Origin of the sequence: Palleronia aestuarii (assembly GCF_003253995.1) — a bacterium.
GTDB lineage: Bacteria > Pseudomonadota > Alphaproteobacteria > Rhodobacterales > Rhodobacteraceae > Palleronia > Palleronia aestuarii.
Genome location: NZ_QKZL01000019.1, coordinates 50,250 through 69,506, shown reverse-complemented (window position 1 = coordinate 69,506; position 19,257 = coordinate 50,250). Strand labels below are relative to the sequence as shown.

Below are 19,257 nucleotides of genomic sequence, written 5' to 3'. Positions count from 1 at the left end.
CACTTGTAGAACGTCGCCGTGCTCACGCCGTGCTTGCGGCACACGTCAGCCGTCGCCATGCCGGCTTCCTGATCCTTCAGGATGCCGATGATCTGTTCCTCGTTGAACCTCGATCGCTTCATTGTCCGTCTCCTCGTTGAAGCGGACTCTACCCAAATCTGGAGGAAGAAACGGGGCTCAGGTCAGTGGCTTTGCCCCTGATCCTGGCTAGCCGGTCGAGCTCCTCAACGACCCGGTAGCCCTGAAGTTCGTCCTCGCGGCCGCCACCGATGCTCGCGGGGTTGCCGGTGGAAAATCGGAGTGGATGGCGATTAGTGCTGTAACCCGCATCACAGTCCTCCTGTCGGCTCCGGCCCCTCGGCGGGGCCGGCATGCCGCGACGTCGCGCGGCCTCAGGCCGGAAGCGGGCCGCCCTCGCGGATCATGCGCGCATGCGTCGCGGCGAGTTCGGCATCCCGGCCTGCCCCCATCAGCGCCATCACGCGGTCGTCCTTGATGTAGTAGGCCGTGAAATCGCCGCCATTCTCCGGCGCGCCATCGAAGCGGATGTCATCCCATCCCTCCGCATGGCCGAGATATCGGTATTGACGGGCGAGCGCGGTCCAGAAGAACGGTACGCCGAGCGAGGCCACGCGCTCCCCGAGGATCGCGCGCGCGGCCCGCTGGCCGTGCTGCTGCGCGACGCGCCAATGCTCGATCCGTACGCGGCCCCAGGGCGTCGGGGCAAGCGCGATGTCGCCCGCCGCCCACACGCCCCGGAGACCCGGGACGGAGAGGTCATCCGCGACACTTATGGCGCCGTTCTCTTCCGTCGGAAGGCCCTCGATCGCAGTCGCCGGCCGGACGCCCACGGCGAGGATCGCCAATTCCGCGTCGATCGTGGTGCCGTCGCGCAACCGGATGCCGGAGAGCGTCCCGTCACCCTCGAGAGAGGACAGGCCGGCCTCGGGATGGAAGACGACCCCCTTCTCCTCGTGCTCGGCCATGATGGCACGGCCGATCCGTTCGCCCACGATCCGCGCAAGAGGGACGGCTTCCCGCATCACCACATGGACCTCGATGTCTCGCTTGGCGAGGCTGAGAGCGACCTCGAGCCCGATGAAGCCCCCGCCCACGAGGATCGCCCGTCGCACGCCGCCCGCGGCCTCGGCGATTTGCTCCGCCTCCGCGCGGCTTCGGAGGGTGTGGACGCCGGGAAGATCGGCGCCGGGCAGATCGAGCCTTTTGGCCTCGCCCCCCGTGGCAACGAGCAGCGCGTCGAAGTCCCGCGTTTGCCCGCCCGCGAGCGTGATCCCGCCCGCCTCCGCGTCCACGGAGGCGAGCCGCCCTTCGCTGAGGACGATGTCGCGCGCGTCGAGCGCGTCCTGCGAGACCGTGGTGAGCGGTCGCGGACCGTCCCCTCCCGCGAGCACCGCCTTCGACAGGAGCGTCCGGTCGTAGGGCAAGGCCGGGTCGGGAGAGATCATCTCGACCTCCCCCTCGAATCCCCGGTCGCGGAGCATGAAGGCGCAGGCATTGGCGGCCGTCCCCGACCCCGCGATGACCACCCGCCTTGCATCGGCGCCGCGGCGCACATGAGCCGGCGCGGGATGTGGATCGGCACCCTCGGGCACCTCCACGATCACCCGTCCGTCCATGACGGAGACGTCGTAGCGGCGCAGGTCGCCCTTGCCGGGCGGCTCCAGCTGATGGCCGGTGGAGACATCGAAGCAGGCGTGGTGGAACGGACAGATGAGCCTGTCGCCGTCGAGATGCCCGCCCGAGAGCGGCAGGCCGTAATGCGGGCAGGCATGGGTCATGGCGAGCACCGTGTCGCCGCGCCGGATCACCATGATCTCGGTCTCGCCGGCTTCGGCGCTGGTGGGGCGGTCGATCTCGAAATCCTCGATCGCTCCGATATCGTGCTGTGCCATGGTGGGCTTCCTTGATCGCTCGGGGTCAATTGCGGCTTTGGCTCGAAGAAGATGAACAGCCATCCACGGCTTTTGTTCACGCGACCCGCGGCCACCGGCTCTGATTGTCCGGCATCAGGGCGGCAGACCCCGTGGCTCGATCCGACTGGTCGTCGCCGGAAAGGCCCCGGAATGCAGGAGGCCATGTCCCGCCCCCCCCCAGCGGCATGAGGCCGGGGGCATCGGCGGACCGCTCCCGTGCGTTACGGGATCAATCTGGCGCCTTGTGGATCGGGTCGACCCAATAGACCTCCTCCGGACGCTCGACCGGATCGACATCGTCGATGTTCACGACCACGGCCTCGTTGTCGGAGCGCATGAGCACGCAATGGAGCACCTCGCCCGGTTCGGCGTTGATCTCCTGATGAGGGCAGAAGGGCGGGACGAAGATGAAGTCCCCGGGCTCCGCCTCCGCCACGAATTCGAGCCGTTCGCCCCAGCGCAGACGGGCGCGGCCCCGCACGACGTAGATCACGCTCTCGAGCGCGCCGTGATGATGCACGCCGGTCTTGGCGTCGGGCTCGATCGCGACCGTGCCCGCCCAGATCTTCTGCGCGCCGACGCGGGCGGCGTCGATCGCGGCCTGCCGGTACATGCCCGGCGTCTGCGGGGTGTTGTCGTCGAGCCGGTCGCCCTTGATCACGCGGATGCCGTCGTGCTTCCAGGCCGCCTCTCCGCTCTCGTGGTGGTCGTGCGCCATCGTGGGCTCCCCTTCCGTTCCATGCTCCGGGCCCTCGGCCGGACCTGCCCTGCCAACGCCGCCAGAAATCCCGCGGGTCCCCGTGGCACTCCTAGTGACACTCATGCCAGGCAGACTTGGCAAGGCTTCCACCTGGTCGGGGCATGTATGGGCGTCGCCGTCCGATCGGTCGCAAACGGGTCGTGTATCCGACCGTCCCTCCGTTTGGTGGCGACAACGTCCTCGTGGATCGGTTCCGGCGAACGGTGGGATGCGAAGACGATCAGGTGAGGGCCCGGACGCCGTGCCGGCAAACCGGGCCACTCCTGATCCATTTCGCGAGGAACCTCGCGATCATGGCTTGCGGGAAACAGAGCTGTGCATTCCCACTATTGGAGATTGAACTCGATCGTTCCGAGACTGTCTGAATTATCGTCGCTATCGGCGTCGGTATTGTAGCGATCGATCACGACGGCCGCGCGCTTGCCCGACGCGCCGGGATTGCCCCTCGCCCCGTAACCGGCGTTGGGATTGATGACATGGACGTTGGCGTTGTGAGCCTGCGCCAGTCCAGCGGTCGGGAAGATGCCGTCCGTTCCATCCATCGGGTCGGCACTGCAGCCCGCGAGCAGGCAAAGCAGGGCCGCCAGAGAGAATGCTCGCCTATTTGCCGGCATATTTCAGCCCCGGAATATAATCGTCGTCGATAACGTGTCCGAATGGGGCCTCGATCCCGCGCTGCTCGAGCTGGCGGGTCATCTCCCCGCGGCTGATCTCCTGGATCCCGTAGAGGAAATAGGTGCTTTCGCGGGTTACCGTGGAATAATCGAGCGGTGTCGCGAGCAGGCTCGGAGAGGCGGCGGGACGGCTGAGACGCGGGGTCACGAGGATCACCAGGTCGGTTTCGTCCTTCTGGTAGGAGGCCGACCGGAACAGGGCGCCGAGGACCGGAACGTCGCCGAGCCAGGGGACCTGGCGCTGGCGGCGCGTGTTGTTGCGCTGCAGGAGGCCCGCGATGGCGAAACTCTGCCCGTCGGCAAGCTCGATCGTGGTGTTCGCGCGGCGGGTCGAGAAGCTCGGCAACTCGATGAGGCCCGTATCGAACGTGTTGGAGAAATCGACCTGACTGACTTCGGGTTCGAGTTCGAGATTGATGAGGCCGTTGTCGAGCACTACCGGCGTGAAGCTCAGCCGCACGCCGAATTCCTTGAACACGATGGTGACCCGACCGTCTTCTTCCGCAACGGGGATCGGAATCTCGCCGCCCGCGAGAAAGCTCGCCGTTTCTCCCGAAAGCGCCGCGAGGGTCGGCTCGGCCAGGCTCCGCGCCAATCCACGCTCCTCGAGCGTATCGATGAGCAGATCGACGTTCAGCCCACCGCGGACGAGGGTGGCGAGAAAGCTGCCGAACGGAATGTCGTCTCCGTTCAGGCGGCGACCTGAATTCAGGCTGGTAAAGCCCTCGGAGCCTTGGTCGAAGACGTCGACGTTTATCCCGAGGCTCTTTCCGGCGTCGCGCGAGGCCTCGATTATGCGGACCTCGAGGAACACCTGCTGGGGGCTCGTGACCTGCAACCCGTTGATGACCTCCTCGGAGCCGTATTGCCCGGCAATCTCGAGGACCCGGTCGAGCGTCGGCGCATCCGGAACGGTGCCCTGCAATCGAAGCCGCCCGTTGACCGATTGCGCGCGGATGTCGGCAGCGGGAGCCGCGTTGCGCAGCGCCGAGGACAGATCGCCCGTATCCACCGTCACCTCGAGGTCGACGAGGCCGATGGGATATTCCCCGTCGGCGAAGACCTGCAGGTTCGTCTGCCCCAGCCCCTGCCCGAGGACATAGAACGAACGCGGCGAGACCAGCACGACATCCGCGACCTCGGGATTGCCGATCACCAACTGGGAGATGTCGCGGCCAGTGGAGAAGACACGGGATTCGCCGACCGGCACCGCGATCTTCTCGGCCTGGAGATTGCTGAGCCGCAGCGCCTCCTGTCCCGTGGCCCGGTTGCCGCCCGGCCAGGGGGCGGCAAGCGCCAGAACGAAAAGGAGGGTCGCTCTAGCCAGAAGCCGCATCACGCAAAATCCTCAAATTCGTGTTGACCACCGGGTCGGCCGGCCGGATGCTCCGGGCCCGCGTAAAGCTCACCGACGCCTTGCCGTAATCGCCGCGGAGCAGGTACGAGAACCCCATGTTGTTGTGATATTGGAAGGTATCGGACGCGATCTTCGAACATCTGGCATAGGCCTTGTCGGCCTCGTCGAACCGGTAGAGCCAATCGTAGGAGGCGGCCATGCCGAGGCAGGCTTCCATGCTTGCGGGATCGGATTTCGCGGCCATCTCGTAGTACTTCGCCGAATAGCCGAAGCTGCCGCTGTCGAAAGCCGTGCGCGCCGTCGCGAGCTCGGTGCCGGCCGGAACCGCCGGCACGCTTCTCGGAATGGCGTTCCGGGACGCCTCGATCCCCGTCGATCCGCAGCCGGCGACGGTGCCGAGGCCCGCAAGCAGCATGACGAGCGCGAGGCGACGGGCCTTCGTATCGGGCCTGTCCGGCGGTTTCACACCAAATGCGTGCATGATCTATCTCGATAAATTGACAATTGCCTCGTGTATTAACCATCGGAAAGGGCCACAGGCGGTTCTTCCTGTCCAGAAGTTGAATTTGATCTTCCGCCTTCGCCTCGAAACAGGGTGACGATTGCGATTTTCTCGCAACAGGGGCCAAGAAGGCGAAGACCGCCCGGAACCCCGGCGGGCGCGGCGGAAATCAGTTCTCCTGGGCCTGCGTCTCGTCGGGCGCGGAAAGGAGGACGAAGGGAAGTTCGCGCTGTTCGTCGCCGTCATCGGTCCTGAGGCAGGTCATACCGCGGCACTCGTAACTCTCGCGCGCCTCTGCTCCCTTCAGGACCGTCACGGTGGAGCGTAGCGGGCCGGTCACCGGCGACACCGAGATCTGCGTCGAGAGCATGGACGATCTGCCTTGGTCGAGAACGATGAGGTTCGTCGAGCCCGCGGCGAGCCCGGTAACGATTATGGAATCCCCCGGCCCCGGCGACGCACCGACGATGGCGTCGTCGCCGACGATGATCGTGTCGAAGGGGGTCTCGCCCGTCAGGAGCCGCGAATGGCCGACCGTGATCTCGAACGTCTCGCCCACCTCCCCCATGGGAACGATCGTCCCGGCGCCGTCCACCGATTGCTGCAACCGCAAACCGTCCTGCCCGTCGCCCTGTGCCATCGCGACATTCGTCGCCACGACGGTGATCGCGCAGAGAGGGGCGAGGCGGACGGGGGGAAACCGAAAGAAGAAGTTCTGCGGCATGAAGGCTGCTCCGTGCTGGGACCGCTACCGGGCCACCTGGCGGTCGGTGGAAAGCGTGGCACCCCCGAGCGTAAAGCCCGCGATGATCGGCGTGAAGGGATAGCTCAACCTCACGTTGCGAAACATGTCCGCCGTGGATGGCATGGGGGAGTCGACCAGAACCGATGCCGGCGTAAGTCCGGTCAGGAAGTCATCGTCCTGGACCAGGGTCGTCAGGTCATCACCCTCGATTTCGAAGTTCAGCATCACCGCGCGTGCGGCCCGGTCGGCGGCGTGGGACAATTCGTTCATCAGGAAGAACGCGCGTCCGGCCTCCACGAGGCCGATCGTCACCGTGAAGAGCAAGAGCCCGATGAAGGCGAACTCGATCGCGGCGGTGCCCGCTTCGCACCGGAGGAGGCGTCGGCCGCGGCTCATCTCGCTTCCACCAGTACCGTCGGGGCGAAATCGAATTGCGGCAGGAAGATGCCGTCATAGCTCTTGGTCGCCGAGATCTCGTAATATCGCATCGGTCGTACGGCACAGGTGGCCGTGCAGGACGCGTCCACTTCCTCCGTCGTCGGACAGATGCAATAGCGATCGGCGGAAAAGGTCATGAGGGGGATCGCCGCGCAGTCCGGATAGGTCTCCGCCGACGTGCAGGTCGCGCGCTCCATCGTCTCTTCGACATCGGCGGGCTCCAGCCCACGCATCGCCGGCTGACCGCCGGAGCGCAGGATCTGGTCCACCCACATCCGCTCCCGGAGGGCGAAGGCGATGTCGGTCATCGACAGCAGGCCGAAGAAGATCATCGGCGCGAGAAGCGCGAATTCGACGGCCGAGACACCACGTTCGTCTCCGCGGAATCGGCGCCCGGCCCCGGCGAAGACAGGCCGCAGAAGACGCGAGGCAGCGCGTCTCATGCCGATCGCCGCCCGAGGCCCAATCTCGACAGCAGCCCAGCCGAGCCACGCGCCCCCCGCCCCGCCCCGGATTTCAGGATCGCGGACGAGATGGTGGCGAAGGGGGCCGCCGACCGCTTGGCGACATCCGCGATCATCTGGCCATTGTTGGCGGCGGTGCCGTAGAGCTTGGGATCGAAGGAGATCGTCGCGACCGGATCGAACCCGATCGCCTTCGCGAATTCGGCAGGCTTGATCTCGGGGCGCTTCGCCATGCCGACCTGGTTCAAGATCACCTTGGGAGGCGCATCGTTCGGCCGCGACTTTCGCAGTGCTTCGAGCAGGGCCTTCGTATTGCGCAGGTTCGCCAGGTCCGGCGCCGCCGTCACCACGATCTCGTCGGCGGCGAGCAGCATCCGGCGCGACCAGGAGGACCATTGATGCGGCATGTCGAGCACGAGGTGGGATGTGCTGACGCGGGCGATGTCGATCAGATTGTCGAAATCCTCCTCGTTCTGGTCATAGGGGCGGTCGAGCGATGCGGGCGCGGCCAGCATGCTCAGCCGTTCGGAGCATTTGCTCAGCAACCGCTCGAAGAGCAGTTCGTCCAGCTTGGCACCGCTGTCGAGTGCGTCGGCCACGCCCTGGGGGCTGTCGAGGTTGAAATCGAGGCCGGCGGTTCCGAACGGCAAGTCCAGGTCGGCCAGGATCACGTCGAGCGCGAGATCGTCGGCCATGGTCGCGGCGACGTTGTGGGCGATGGTCGATGACCCGACCCCGCCCTTGGCGCCTACAAAGGCGTAGGTCCGGCCGAGCTTGCGCGCATCTTCCTGCTGGTAGAGCCGGACGACGGAGGCGATCAGCGCAGGCGCCTCGATCGGGGCCACGAGATAGTCGCTGATGCCCCGGCCGAGCAGATTGCGGTAGAGATCGATGTCGTTCAGGGCGCCGATCACGATCACCCTGGTGCAGGCGTCGCACACCTCGGCGAGCTTCTCGAGTTCCTCGATCAGCAGATCGCCCGGAGCCTGGCGTTCCAGGATCACCAGGTCGGGGCTCGGATGCGTGCGGTAGCGCGCGATCGCCGATTGCACGCCTTGCAGGCCCGCATCAATGCTCGCGCGCATCAGGTGCCGGTCGTGGCTGAGCGTGGCGACGACGTCGAGGACATCGTTCGTCTCGCAGAAGGCCTCAATCCGGATCTTGGGGACCGGCCGGTTGCCGATGCCGCCGTCCTCCGCGGGAACCGAACCGAGCATGGGGGAAATCAGGGTCATCGTTCAGGTCCTTCAATTCGTCTGGGCGGTCCGGACCTGGCCGCGACCGAAGATCTGTATGGTGCGCCGGTCCTCGTTGGCCACGATCTGCATCTCGTCGTTGTCGGCCGAGGAGCGCAGCGAGAGCGAGAGAATCCCGGTCGCTTCGGCCCCGGAGACGATCTCCGCCTGGCCGGGTCCGAGCTCCAGCGTGGCCGTCTTCGCGCCGGACACGGCATTGGTTTCGGGTGCGGTGACCTGCTGGTCCACGGCAAGGACGCGGACATTGGTGACCACGGTGCGTGTCACTCCCCCGGCGCCGTTGTTCTCGACGACGGTATGCAGCACGTCGACCCGGTCCTCGGGCAGGATGAAGCCACCCGCGGTGCTCTCGGCCGTGACCTTGACCGAAACCGCGCGCTTGCCGGAAGACAGCATCGCCGAGAGATAGCCGCCGTCGGAGACGCCGATCCTGTCGCGCCGCACCGGCTCTCCCTTCGCGATCGAGGCGCGCAGCAGGTTGCCCGCCAGCTCCTCGGCGGCGCCCGGCTGCTCGGCGCGCGTGACATAGCCGTCGAGGACGGCATCCTTCGGCCAGGAGCGCCATTCCAGATCGCCGGGCGCCAGCAGGCGGCGCTGTTCCAGGTCGGCACCCGCCACGAGTATCTCCACCCGCTCGTCGGGAACGGTCTGCGTCATGGTCACTTGCCGGACCTCGGGTTCGCCCTGCGTGGTCAGGTACGCCGCGCCGCCGCCGGCGGTGAGCGACAGGGCGAGGACGAGAAGGCGGGAGACGGGCATCGGGACGATCCTTACTTTGAAAATCAGACGAGCTGGGCGAGCCAGGGCGCGGAGGGCAGCGCGAGGAGCGCCGCCGGCGCCATGGCCACCGCGTAGGGCAGCCCCGTCTGCGGCGATTGCAGGCGCGCGACCCAGGCCTGCCCGTAGAGCGTGGCGGGCAGCGGCGCCGCGCGGAAGGCGAGGAGCGCCATGGCGAGCACGCCGCCGATCAGCATCGTGCCGAGCGCGAAGGCGAGCGCGCCCTCGGGCCCGAGCCAGAGCGCCGCGGCCGCCGCGAGCTTGGCGTCGCCGCCCCCGATCGCGTTCAAGGCGAAGAGCGTGAAGGTCACCGCGAGGACCAGCGCCCCCGTGCCGAGCGATAGCCCCATCTGCGCGAGCGAGAGGCCCGCGAGCGGCGCGACCAGCAGCCAGCCACCGGCGACGGCGAGGACGAGCTTGTTGCGGATGGTGTAGCAGCGCGCATCCTCGAGCGCGGCATAGATCATGGCCCCCGTGAAGAAGACGGCTCCACCGATGGCGGCGATCTGGGACAGCATGGCGGTACCTTTCGTTCGGGCGGCGCGCGACCCGGGGGATGGGCCGTGAAATGCGAGTTGCCCGTCGAGATTACCCGCCCCGCACCTGTCCGCGCCATTCGGCCTCTCGGGCTAGGCCATCCGCCGAAGTGGATTAGGCCGAATGGCCTAGTCCGGGTGCCGGGCCACCATGGTCGCGGAGGTGATTCCAAGCCTTCGAGGGGCCCGTTCCAAGGCCATAGAAATGTATTTCCATTTTCTGCCAGCGGGTTGCGAGAGGTCGCGCCTCCCCCGGGCGGCCTAGGCCATCAGGCCGAATTTCTTAACGGGATGTTAACGGGCATCACTGGTGGCACGCCGACCATGGCGACCACCGCTGGCCAGGCCGCCATGAAACAGGCCGCCAGATCACCACTGAACCAAAAGGGACTTCTCAATGACGAACCTCATCGCTCGCTTCAAGAACGACGAATCCGGCGCCACCGCGATCGAGTACGGCCTGATCGCCGGCCTCGTTTCGATCGTGATCATCGCGGGACTGCAACTTGCTGGTCCCGCACTCAATCGCATCTTCCTTGCTGTTGGCAACACCCTGAACGATAACGCGCCTGCCGCTGCCGGCGGCTAAACACATCATGCCACTGGATGGGGGAACGCTCCCCCATCCGTTCTCCTATTCAGCTATTCCGTGTTGGTCGGTCATGTTCGGAAAAAGACAGGCTGCAACCTTTGCGGCAGTAAATACAAAAACTCACGAATTTTCCGTGACGGGGTCCGGATCAATAGCGTCTCGTAGTGCTTGGGGCCCAGAAATACTCGCGCCGGCGAAGCATTTGATACTCAAATCTAATGACTATTACGATTTGAAAGGCTCGATCTTCGCAGCTTTAGTCGAGACAATCGACGTTTCTCAGTTGTCACACATGGATCCCGAAACCGCCCGCGCCAGCGTGCGTAGTGTCGTTGTCGATATCGTCGCGGCCCGCAAGGTGGTGCTGTCCGCCACCGATCAAGAGGACCTGCTCGAGGACATCTGCAACGACGTCCTGGGCCTCGGGCCGCTGGAGCCGCTGCTCGCGCGCGACGAGATCACCGACATTATGGTGAACGGGCCCGACCAAATCTATATCGAGATCGGCGGCAAGGTGGAGCAGGCCCCGGTGCGCTTCCGCGACGCCGACCAGCTTCTCAACATCTGCCAAAAGATCGTGAGCCAGGTCGGCCGCCGGGTCGATGAGTCCTCGCCCATCTGCGACGCGCGCCTGCTCGACGGCTCCCGCGTCAACGTCATCGCCCCGCCGCTCGCCGTCGACGGCACCACGCTGACGATCCGGAAATTCGCCCGCGACCGGCTGACCCTCGACGAGCTCGTCCGCCTCGGCACCATCACGCGGGCCGGTGCCGACGTGCTCCGCATCATCGGGCGCGTGCGCTGCAACGTGCTCGTCTCGGGCGGTACCGGCTCGGGCAAGACAACGCTCCTGAACTGCCTCACCCGCTATATCGACGGCGGCGAGCGGATCGTGACCTGCGAGGACGCGGCCGAACTGCAACTCCAGCAGCCCCATACCGTGCGGCTCGAGACCCGCCCCCCGAACATCGAGGGCGAGGGCGAGATCACCATGCGCCAGCTCGTCAAGAACTGCCTCCGGATGCGGCCCGACCGCATCATCGTAGGCGAGGTGCGCGGTACCGAGGCGTTCGACCTCTTGCAGGCGATGAACACCGGTCACGATGGCTCCATGGGCACGGTCCACGCGAACTCGCCCCGGGAGGCGCTCTCGCGGCTCGAGTCTATGATCACCATGGGCGGCTTCAACCTGCCCGCGCGCACCATCCGCGAGATGATCTCGGGCTCGATCGACGTGATCGTGCACGCCATGCGCCTGCGCGACGGCTCGCGCCGCATCACCCACATCACCGAGGTTCTGGGCATGGAGGGCGACGTGATCACCACGCAGGACCTGATGCTCTACGACGTGCAGGGCGAGGATGCCGATGGCCGCCTGATCGGCAACCACGTCTCCACCGGTATCGGCCGTCCCGCCTTCTGGGACCGCGCGCGGTATTACGGCGAGGAGAAGCGCCTTGCCGAGGCGCTCGACGCCGCCCTCGCGCCTGCAGCCTGAAAGAAGGTCTAGATGTCCGCCGCCGCCCAGCCTTTCCTGGTCTTCCTGCTCACCGCGATGGCCTCCGCGGGCATGCTCTGGGCGCTCTTCAAGCCGCGCCTCGACGGCGGCAGCCGCGCGAGCGACCGCCTCACCGCCGTGGCGAGCGGCCGCAAGCCCGTCCTGCCCGGCGCGTTGAAGGATCGTGGTCGCAAGCAGAGCGTAGAAGACGCGCTCCGCGAGATCGCGGAGAAGGAGACGGGTGCCGACGGCAAGCGCCGCAAGGTGTCGCTGCAACTTCGCATCCGGCAGGCGGGACTCGGCTGGACGCGCAAGACGTTCTACATCTTCGGCCTCGCCTCCGCGCTCTTCGGTTTCCTGCTGGCGACGGTCGCGGCCGGACTCGGGCCGGTGCCGGCGCTCGGCTTCGGTATCGGCTTCGGCCTTCTGGCGCCGAACCTCTACGTCAACCGCAAGCGCGCGCGGCGCATGTCGCGCTTCGTCTCGGAACTGCCCGACGCGCTCGACGTCATCGTGCGTGGCGTGAAATCCGGCCTGCCACTCTCGGACTGCATGAAGGCGATCGCGGCGGAGGCCCCCGAGCCCGTGCGCGCCGAGTTCAAGGCGATCGTCGACGACCACACGATGGGCATGACATTGGCCGATGCGGCCGTGCGGCTCCCGGAGCGGATGCCCGTCCCCGAGGCGACCTTCTTCGCCATCGTCATCGCGATCCAGAGCCGCAGCGGCGGCTCTCTCTCGGAAGCGCTCGGCAACCTTTCGAGCGTGGTGCGCGAGCGCAAGAAGATGAAGAACAAGATCCAGGCGATGAGCTCGGAGGCCAAGGCCTCGGCGATGATCATCGGCGCACTGCCCTTCCTCGTCGGGGGCGCACTGGCCGCCATCGCTCCGGATTATGTCGCGCTGCTATTCTCCAACATCATCGGCAACGTCATCCTCGCCGCATCCGCATTCTGGATGCTGATCGGCATCCTCGTCATGCGCAAGATGATCGCTTTCGACTTCTAGAAGGACCGGGTCATGAACGTCGAGCTTCTCCTCCAGACCTACCGCGAACCGGCCATCGGGCTTCTGGCGGCGGCCGCCGTCACCTGCGGGATCCTGGTCACGCTCTGGCCCTATCTCGTGAGCGACACCCTGGCGCGGCGGATGCGGCTCGTGACCGACGAGGCCGAGCGGATCCGCGTGCGCGAACGCGCCCGACTGAAGGCGGGGGACAAGGTATCGCTCCGGCGCGAGCCCAGGAAGCTTTTCAAGGACATCGTCGAGCGCTTCGGCCTGGCGCAGGAAGCGACCGACGGCGAAATGCGCGCGAGGCTCCGCATGGCGGGCTTTCGCGGCGAGGGGCCGATCATGGCCTTCCTCGCGATGCGTTTCCTGCTCCCGCTCGGCCTCTTCGCCTTCGCCGCGTTCTACGTTTTCGTGCTGATCGATCTCGCTCAGCCCTTCGCGCTGAAATGGGGGATTTGCGTGGTGGCCGCCTGCGCCGGCTATTACGGGCCCGCGATCTACGTGAAGAACCGGATCGACAAGCGCCAGCAGGCCATGCGGCGGGCCTGGCCCGACGCGCTCGACCTGCTTCTGATCTGCGTCGAGTCGGGCATGAGCATCGAGGGCGCATTGCGCAAGGTGGCCATCGAGATCGGCGCGCAATCGGTCGAGCTCGCCGAGGAGCTGAGCCTTACCACGGCCGAGATGTCCTACCTCGCCGATCGCCGCAAGGCGTTCGAGAACCTCTCCGATCGCACCGGCGTGGACAGCATCCGCCAGGCAGTCACGACCCTCGTGCAGGCCGAGAAGCACGGCACGTCGCTGGGGCAGTCGCTGCGGGTGCTGGCACAGGAGAGCCGCGACCTGCGCATGAGCCTTGCCGAGAAGAAGGCCGCTGCCCTGCCCCCGAAGCTTACCGTGCCGATGATCGTCTTCTTCCTGCCCGTCCTCTTCGGCGTGATCCTGGGTCCTGCGGGCATCCAGATCATGAACCTCTGAGCCGCCCTTTCCGGAGCCCGTCATGTCCAGGACCCGTCTTCACGCGTTTCTTTCCGACCGCCGCGGTGGCGTGGCCATCTACGTGGCGCTGGCGATGCCGGTCCTCGTGGGGGGCATGGGGCTCGGTGCGGAAACCGGCTACCGCTACCACAACCAGCGCCTCCTCCAGCACGCCGCCGACTTCGCCGCCCATGCCGGCGCGGTGCACAAGGCCAAGGGCGACGACAAGGACGACATCGACGCCGCCGCGCTCGATGTCGCCCTGGGCTCGGATTACGACGGCGCGGTCGGCACCATCACCGTCAACATCCCGCCCCTTTCGGGCGCCTTCACGGGCGAGCCGACCGCGGTCGAGGTCATCCTGACCGAGACACGGCCGAAGCTCTTCTCGGCGATCTTCGCGGGCGAGGACGACCAGGACGTGGTCATCGCCGCCCGCGCCGTGGCCGCCGTGACAGGCCTGGGTCAGCCCGCCTGCATCCTTGCGCTGAACGAGACCGAATCCGGTGCCGTTACCGTGACCGGAAGCACCACCGCCACCCTGACGGGATGCGCGGTCGCCTCGAATTCGACCGCATCCGATTCTTTCGACATGCAGGGACAGGGCGGCACCTTGACGACCGACTGCGTCCAGTCGTCCGGAGGGGCGGAGACAACTGACAACCTGACGATGACCGAATGCGAGGCTCCCCTCACCAATGCACCGGCGGTCGCTGACCCGTATTACTGGGTCATGGAGCCGCCGGCCTGTCCGGCGGGTGGACCCGGCGGTGGCAATGTGCAGATCGGCAACGGCGGCCAAAACGCTTCTTTGACGACCGTGACGACAGACGAGACGTGGACGCATCCCGACGGGACGGTCCTGAACGTCAAGAAGTTCTGCAACGGCGTCTCGCTGAAGGGGCCCGTGCATTTCGAGCCCGGTGTCTACATCATCGGCAACGGTGATTTTGCGGCCAACAACACCGCTGTCGTGACAGGAGAGGATGTCACCTTCTATCTGGGTCCCTTGGCCTCGGTGAAATTCAACGGCGGCGCACAGTTCGATCTCTCCGCTCCCGAGGACGGGCCCTATTCCGGCATTCTCTTCTTCGGCGCCCGGTCCAACACGCTGTCACACGACATTCTTGGTAACTCCGCCTCAAGCTTCACCGGCGCGATCTACATGCCCGCCGCCGATGTCGAGTTCACCGGAAACTCCGATGGCAGCAACGGCTGCACGCAGGTCATCGCGGACACGATCAAGCTGACGGGCAATTCCGATCTGGCCATCGAATGTGCCGATGACGGAACAGAAGAGATCCTCATCGGGCAAATCATATCGGTAGTGGAATAAGCCGGGTTCCGACGATCAGTCGAATGGAACTTGAACCGACAGCTTCGAAAACCGGCTGAAACCTGTCAGCGGAAGTGGTCAGCACCATGGATCGCGCATGCCACGAGAGACATTGGCAAGCATGATCGTCGATTGGTTCCACGATGCGACACTTTGACGCAACATCGACGAAAATCGCAATTTGGCGAAGGCCTGTTTCTAACCTTCGCAATACTCAATCAAACCAATATCTTGTCGTCCACTCGCTTCTACACACTTCTTCTTAAAATTGAAAAATTTTAATTATCTCATCTTTTGACTGTATTACTTACGATGCCGGTTCGATTGGCAGTAAGAATTTGTTAATCTCGCAACGCGCGGTCCTGTATATTGCGTTCACGACCTTTGTTACGAGTGATTCAGACGAGAACCATTATGTTTGACGCAGGTAGGCGTAGTGCCGCAGTACGGGCCATCCCCAAGATTTTCGATGTGCCGGGCGAAGAGGCCGATCATCCGGATCCGAACCGGCTCCGTGCCGCAAAAGGGGGCCGGACCGCGCTGATCGCCGACGACGATGAATTCTTCCGAATGGCGCTCGGGGTCATCCTTACACAGCGGCTGGGTTTTTCGGAGGTGATCGAGGCGACCTCCCTCGACGATGCCGTCGATCTCCTCTCCCGTCACGACGAGATCGCGCTCGGGGTCTTCGACTTGGACATGCCCGGCATGAAGAGCGCTTCCAGCCTGCGCGCCGTACGCGAGGAATTCGCCGACCTCAAGATCACGGTGATTTCCGGTTCACGGCGGCGGGACGATATCCTCATGGCACTGACCAGCGGCGTGCACGGATACGTCCCGAAGAGCCTGGGCGCCACCCAGATCTTCCATGCGCTGTCGATGGTGCTCGAGGGACTGATCTACGTGCCGCAATCGATCACCATGATCGAGGTGGAGGAGGCGCGCGAACCGGCCCCCGTCCGACCGACCCTCGAGGGCCTGACGCCGCGCCAGAAGGAGGTGCTCGAACTTCTGGTTCTGGGCAAATCGAACAAGGAGATCGCCCGCCGGCTCGATCTGGGCGAGGGCACCGTGAAGGTCCATATGTCCGCCCTGTTCCGGAACCTCGGAACCGCCAGTCGTTCGGCCACGGCCGCGCTCGGCGGCAAGCTTCTCGGCGGCTGAAGATGAGTGTCACCCTCGATGCCGATGAACGCGCCCGGGCGCCCGGCGATGCACGGATCATTCCGTTGGCCGCGATTTTCTCTCTCACGTTGCTTCTGGCGATCGTCCTGCTCGTCGGCAGTCTGAGACAGAACGTCTCTGCCACGTCCCCGACCGGTTTCGAACTCGATACCCTGGTCGAGACGAGGACCGTGACGTGGGAGATCCTCGACAGGGTGCGAACGGCCGAGATTGCCGGGCTTCGCTATGCCGCGACCGGGGAGGCGCATTTCCTCGACCTGCGGGAATCGGCTTTCGCCGGCGTTCCCGCGAGGCTCGACCGATTGCATCGGCTGACCGAGGGAACGGCCTTCGACTTCGAAGCCGAACACCTAGCCGAGCGGATCCGCGACCGCATGACCACCCCCCCGTTGTCGCTCGCCGCTGCCGACACGGAAGCCTTCGACGAAATCCTGGGGCTCGCGGATACTCTTCTCGTCACCGAAAGCACGATCATCGACGACTATGTCCAGGCGGAAAGGCAAACGACGCAATCCTTCCGACGCACGATCGTTCGGCTCGAAGCGCTCGTGGTCGTGCTGAGCCTTGTCTTCGGAATCGTCGGCTTCGCCTATGTCCGTCAGACCCGCCGCGCCGCGCGCGATCTCTCCCGGGCGCGCAGGGCGGCCGAGCTGGCGCTTCACCGCGCCGAGGACGCGAACCAGGCCAAGACGGAGTTCCTGGCCTCGATGAGCCATGAGATCCGCACTCCCCTGAACGGGATCATCGGCTATTCCGAGCTGATCTCCGACACCGAACTCGACGCGGTGCAACGCCGCTACCTCGAACGTGTGCAATTCGCGGGATCGTCGCTGTTGTCCACGGTGAACGATATCCTCGACTTCTCGAAGATCGAGGCGGGATGCGTGCAGCTCCGCGACCAGTCCTTCTCGCTGCCGCCGCTCATCAACAATGCCATCTCGATCGTCGCCGATCAGGTGGAGCGCAAGAGTTTGACGCTCGATCTCGATCTGTCTTCCGATTTGCCGGAAGTGCTCGTCGGCGACGAGACCCGCATTCGGCAGGTACTCCTCAACCTCCTGAACAATGCCTCCAAGTTCACCGAGACCGGTGGAATTCGCGTATCCGTCGACCGCGTCGACCTCATCGCGGGGCCCGGAATCCGGTTCGTCGTCGAGGATACCGGTATCGGCATCGCGGAGGATCAGGTCGATCGGCTCTTCGACGAGTTCTACCAGGTCGGCCAGGCGAGGATGTCGCGTTTCGGGGGAACGGGACTGGGGCTCGCCATATCCAAGCGACTGGTCCGGGCGATGGGGGGCGAGATCGGGGTCCGGAGCCGACCCGACGAAGGATCGGCCTTCTGGTTCACCGTTCCGGCCCGTCTGCCCCGCACCGGTCGCGACCCCATCCCGGCTGCGCTCGCCGATCGGCAGCCCTCATCGGGTCCGGGTGGTCGCATCCTTCTCGTCGAGGATCTCGAATATAACCGTGATCTGGCCATGGCGATCCTGACCGAAGCCGGACACGACGTCGAGACCGCACGTAACGGGGCCGAGGCAGTCGCTATGGTCCGTTCCGGAAATTACGATCTGGTCCTGATGGATATCCAGATGCCGGTGATGGATGGGCTTACGGCCGCGACGCAGATCAGGGCCCTCGACAATCGAAGCCGTGATGTTCCCATCCTCGCCATGACAGCGAACGTCCTGCCCCATCAGATCAAGATGTTCGGCGAAACCGGCATGAACGGGCACGTGTCGAAACCGTTTCGCAAGGGGGAACTCCTCGAGAAGGTGTTTGCGTCCTTGCGACGCGCCGATCGTCGGATCGCGGCGGTTCCGTTACCGGAAACGGACGCAGAAACGATCTCGATCGAAGCCTTGCTCGGGCCGGAAAAGGTCGCAGCCGCGCGGGCGGACCTGAGCAAGCGGATCGCCGAGATCTTCGACGGCCAGTCCCGGATTCCATCACGCCACGACCTCGCCCGGAACGCACATGCGTTGATTTCTCTCTCGGGCATGCTGGGGTTCACGAATTTCGCGGAATCCTGCGTGGCGCTCGAAGAAGCCTGCCGGGACGGCAAGGACATCGATGTCGCTTTCCATCGCGCATCGTCCGCCGCGATCGAGATCCAGTCACGGTCTGCCGCCTGAAAGCGGTTCCACGAAAGCGGGATTGCGGCCCGGTCGAACTTTACCCCATCTCCGGACCGGGCCTCATGCGAGCTTCCGGGGTGGTTCCCGCAGACCACCGAGCTGATCCGCTGCCGGCTCCGTGGACGCCAGATCGATATCGAACGGCGGCTCACCCGAGATAGCCCAGGTTCGAGGGATGACCGTTCGGATCGTGGATGGGGTCGTACGACGGCGCCTGCCCCTTACCCTACGTCCATCTTGCGCGGGTCCGTCATCACCCGCCCATGGCACGGTCAAAACTTTTTGCCGCATTGCAGCGTATCCCGCTTGTAGTTCTGCGCTGCAGCGTTACCTGAGGGTCAACAGCGCGCAACTACCCTTTCCCCCGACCCTCCAGAAGGAGATTTGACATGGCTACGAAGCAGAACACCAAATCCGCCGCCAACGACATCCAGAACCTGTTCGACCCGCAGGGCTACCAGAACGTCTTTAAGACGATGGCCAGCTCGAACGAGCGCCTGACGCAAGTCATGGTCGACACCGGCACCCGCTCGACCGACATCTTCAGCGAGGCCATGAAGGAAGGCTTCGAGAACATGCGCGAGTTCGCCCAGGTTCGTGACGAGCCCGCCGCTTACGGTCAGGCCTACGGCACGTTCGTGCAGAAGCAGATGGAACTCGTCATGCGCACCGCGCAGGATTTCGCCGGCGTGACGCAGGAAGCCGCCCGCCATTCCGCGGACATGGCCTCCGAGACCGGCCGCGAGATCGCCGACAAGGCCATGGCCAATGCCGAGAGTGCCGCCGACAAGGCCGGCTCCGCGGCGAAGAAGGCCGCCTGAACCGACCGGCCGGTCTGCGGACCGGCTGATCGACGGAAAGACGAACGGCGGGCTCGGCGACGGGCCCGCCGTTTTCGTGTCCGACGCGAAAACATCTCCCCTCGATACGTGAGCGCCCCCTGCTCCGTCGATCCAGCGCGCTTATGCCGAGGTATGTGTCGGACGCCGAGCGCCGGGCCCGCTTCGGCTTGCCGTCGAGATGTGCCCTCGGGATCGATGCCCGCCCCTCCCGCCGGGAATGTACTCGTTGCAACC

20 protein-coding genes are annotated in these 19,257 nt (G+C 65.3%); 8 read left to right on the top strand and 12 right to left on the bottom strand.

Annotated features, from left to right (window positions below; all coding sequences use genetic code 11):
• From LX81_RS16505 to LX81_RS16455, 12 genes are all read right to left on the bottom strand, one after another.
• On the bottom strand, window positions 1-122 hold a 122-nt coding region (locus LX81_RS16505), incomplete at its 3' end, for a transposase (protein ID WP_146259456.1).
• A 270-nt stretch (window positions 123-392) separates the two neighbouring features.
• Entirely contained in the window at window positions 393-1,913 is a 1,521-nt protein-coding gene (locus LX81_RS16500; RefSeq protein ID WP_170133993.1) for an FAD-dependent oxidoreductase, read from the bottom strand.
• 250 nt (window positions 1,914-2,163) lie between these two features.
• Entirely contained in the window at window positions 2,164-2,652 is a 489-nt protein-coding gene (locus tag LX81_RS16495; protein WP_111538422.1) for a cupin domain-containing protein, read from the bottom strand.
• 368 nt (window positions 2,653-3,020) lie between these two features.
• Entirely contained in the window at window positions 3,021-3,236 is a 216-nt protein-coding gene (locus LX81_RS16490; RefSeq protein WP_111538421.1) for a hypothetical protein, read from the bottom strand.
• A 58-nt stretch (window positions 3,237-3,294) separates the two neighbouring features.
• The gene (locus LX81_RS16485) at window positions 3,295-4,704 is read right to left on the bottom strand and encodes a type II and III secretion system protein family protein (RefSeq protein WP_111538420.1); all 1,410 of its coding nucleotides are present in this window, start codon (window positions 4,702-4,704) and stop codon (window positions 3,295-3,297) included.
• Window positions 4,688-5,206: a hypothetical protein gene (locus tag LX81_RS16480; RefSeq protein WP_111538419.1), complete on the bottom strand. Its 519-nt coding sequence runs from the start codon at window positions 5,204-5,206 to the stop codon at window positions 4,688-4,690. Before LX81_RS16480 ends, LX81_RS16485 begins: the two co-directional genes overlap by 17 nt.
• Before the next feature lie 190 nt (window positions 5,207-5,396).
• Complete coding sequence (locus LX81_RS16475; protein ID WP_111538418.1) at window positions 5,397-5,951, bottom strand: pilus assembly protein N-terminal domain-containing protein; 555 nt, start codon at window positions 5,949-5,951, stop codon at window positions 5,397-5,399.
• Window positions 5,952-5,975: 24 nt separating this feature from the next.
• Window positions 5,976-6,368 (bottom strand): TadE/TadG family type IV pilus assembly protein, encoded by a 393-nt coding sequence (locus LX81_RS16470; protein WP_111538417.1) that lies wholly within the window; start codon window positions 6,366-6,368, stop codon window positions 5,976-5,978.
• Window positions 6,365-6,853, bottom strand: a complete 489-nt coding sequence (locus LX81_RS22305; protein WP_170133992.1) for a TadE/TadG family type IV pilus assembly protein — start codon at window positions 6,851-6,853, stop codon at window positions 6,365-6,367. The genes LX81_RS16470 and LX81_RS22305 overlap by 4 nt, the downstream gene beginning before the upstream one ends.
• Complete coding sequence (locus LX81_RS22300) at window positions 6,850-8,109, bottom strand: CpaE/TadZ family protein (RefSeq protein ID WP_170133991.1); 1,260 nt, start codon at window positions 8,107-8,109, stop codon at window positions 6,850-6,852. Before LX81_RS22300 ends, LX81_RS22305 begins: the two co-directional genes overlap by 4 nt.
• Window positions 8,110-8,121: 12 nt before the next feature.
• Complete coding sequence (cpaB, locus tag LX81_RS16460; RefSeq protein WP_111538416.1) at window positions 8,122-8,889, bottom strand: Flp pilus assembly protein CpaB; 768 nt, start codon at window positions 8,887-8,889, stop codon at window positions 8,122-8,124.
• Between the two features lie 23 nt (window positions 8,890-8,912).
• A complete protein-coding gene (locus LX81_RS16455) occupies window positions 8,913-9,425 on the bottom strand; it encodes a prepilin peptidase (RefSeq protein ID WP_111538415.1) in 513 nt (170 codons plus the stop codon).
• 415 nt (window positions 9,426-9,840) lie between these two features.
• Between LX81_RS16455 and LX81_RS16450 the strand changes: the two genes are divergently transcribed.
• The 8 genes from LX81_RS16450 to LX81_RS16415 all read left to right on the top strand — a co-directional run bounded on the left by LX81_RS16450 (window position 9,841) and on the right by LX81_RS16415 (window position 19,002).
• Window positions 9,841-10,032 (top strand): Flp family type IVb pilin, encoded by a 192-nt coding sequence (locus LX81_RS16450; protein ID WP_111538414.1) that lies wholly within the window; start codon window positions 9,841-9,843, stop codon window positions 10,030-10,032.
• Between the two features lie 295 nt (window positions 10,033-10,327).
• Window positions 10,328-11,533 (top strand): TadA family conjugal transfer-associated ATPase, encoded by a 1,206-nt coding sequence (locus LX81_RS16445; RefSeq protein WP_234822657.1) that lies wholly within the window; start codon window positions 10,328-10,330, stop codon window positions 11,531-11,533.
• A gap of 12 nt (window positions 11,534-11,545) precedes the next feature.
• A complete protein-coding gene (locus LX81_RS16440; RefSeq protein WP_111538412.1) occupies window positions 11,546-12,541 on the top strand; it encodes a type II secretion system F family protein in 996 nt (331 codons plus the stop codon).
• A gap of 12 nt (window positions 12,542-12,553) precedes the next feature.
• Window positions 12,554-13,522: a type II secretion system F family protein gene (locus tag LX81_RS16435; RefSeq protein ID WP_111538411.1), complete on the top strand. Its 969-nt coding sequence runs from the start codon at window positions 12,554-12,556 to the stop codon at window positions 13,520-13,522.
• A 22-nt stretch (window positions 13,523-13,544) separates the two neighbouring features.
• Window positions 13,545-14,858, top strand: a complete 1,314-nt coding sequence (locus LX81_RS16430) for a pilus assembly protein TadG-related protein (protein ID WP_111538410.1) — start codon at window positions 13,545-13,547, stop codon at window positions 14,856-14,858.
• A gap of 414 nt (window positions 14,859-15,272) precedes the next feature.
• Window positions 15,273-16,022, top strand: coding sequence for a LuxR C-terminal-related transcriptional regulator (locus LX81_RS16425; protein WP_111538409.1), 750 nt, complete (start codon window positions 15,273-15,275; stop codon window positions 16,020-16,022).
• A 2-nt stretch (window positions 16,023-16,024) separates the two neighbouring features.
• Window positions 16,025-18,178 (top strand): ATP-binding protein, encoded by a 2,154-nt coding sequence (locus LX81_RS16420; RefSeq protein ID WP_111538408.1) that lies wholly within the window; start codon window positions 16,025-16,027, stop codon window positions 18,176-18,178.
• A gap of 392 nt (window positions 18,179-18,570) precedes the next feature.
• Window positions 18,571-19,002: a phasin family protein gene (locus LX81_RS16415; protein WP_111538407.1), complete on the top strand. Its 432-nt coding sequence runs from the start codon at window positions 18,571-18,573 to the stop codon at window positions 19,000-19,002.
• The last annotated feature ends 255 nt before the right edge of the window (window positions 19,003-19,257 follow it).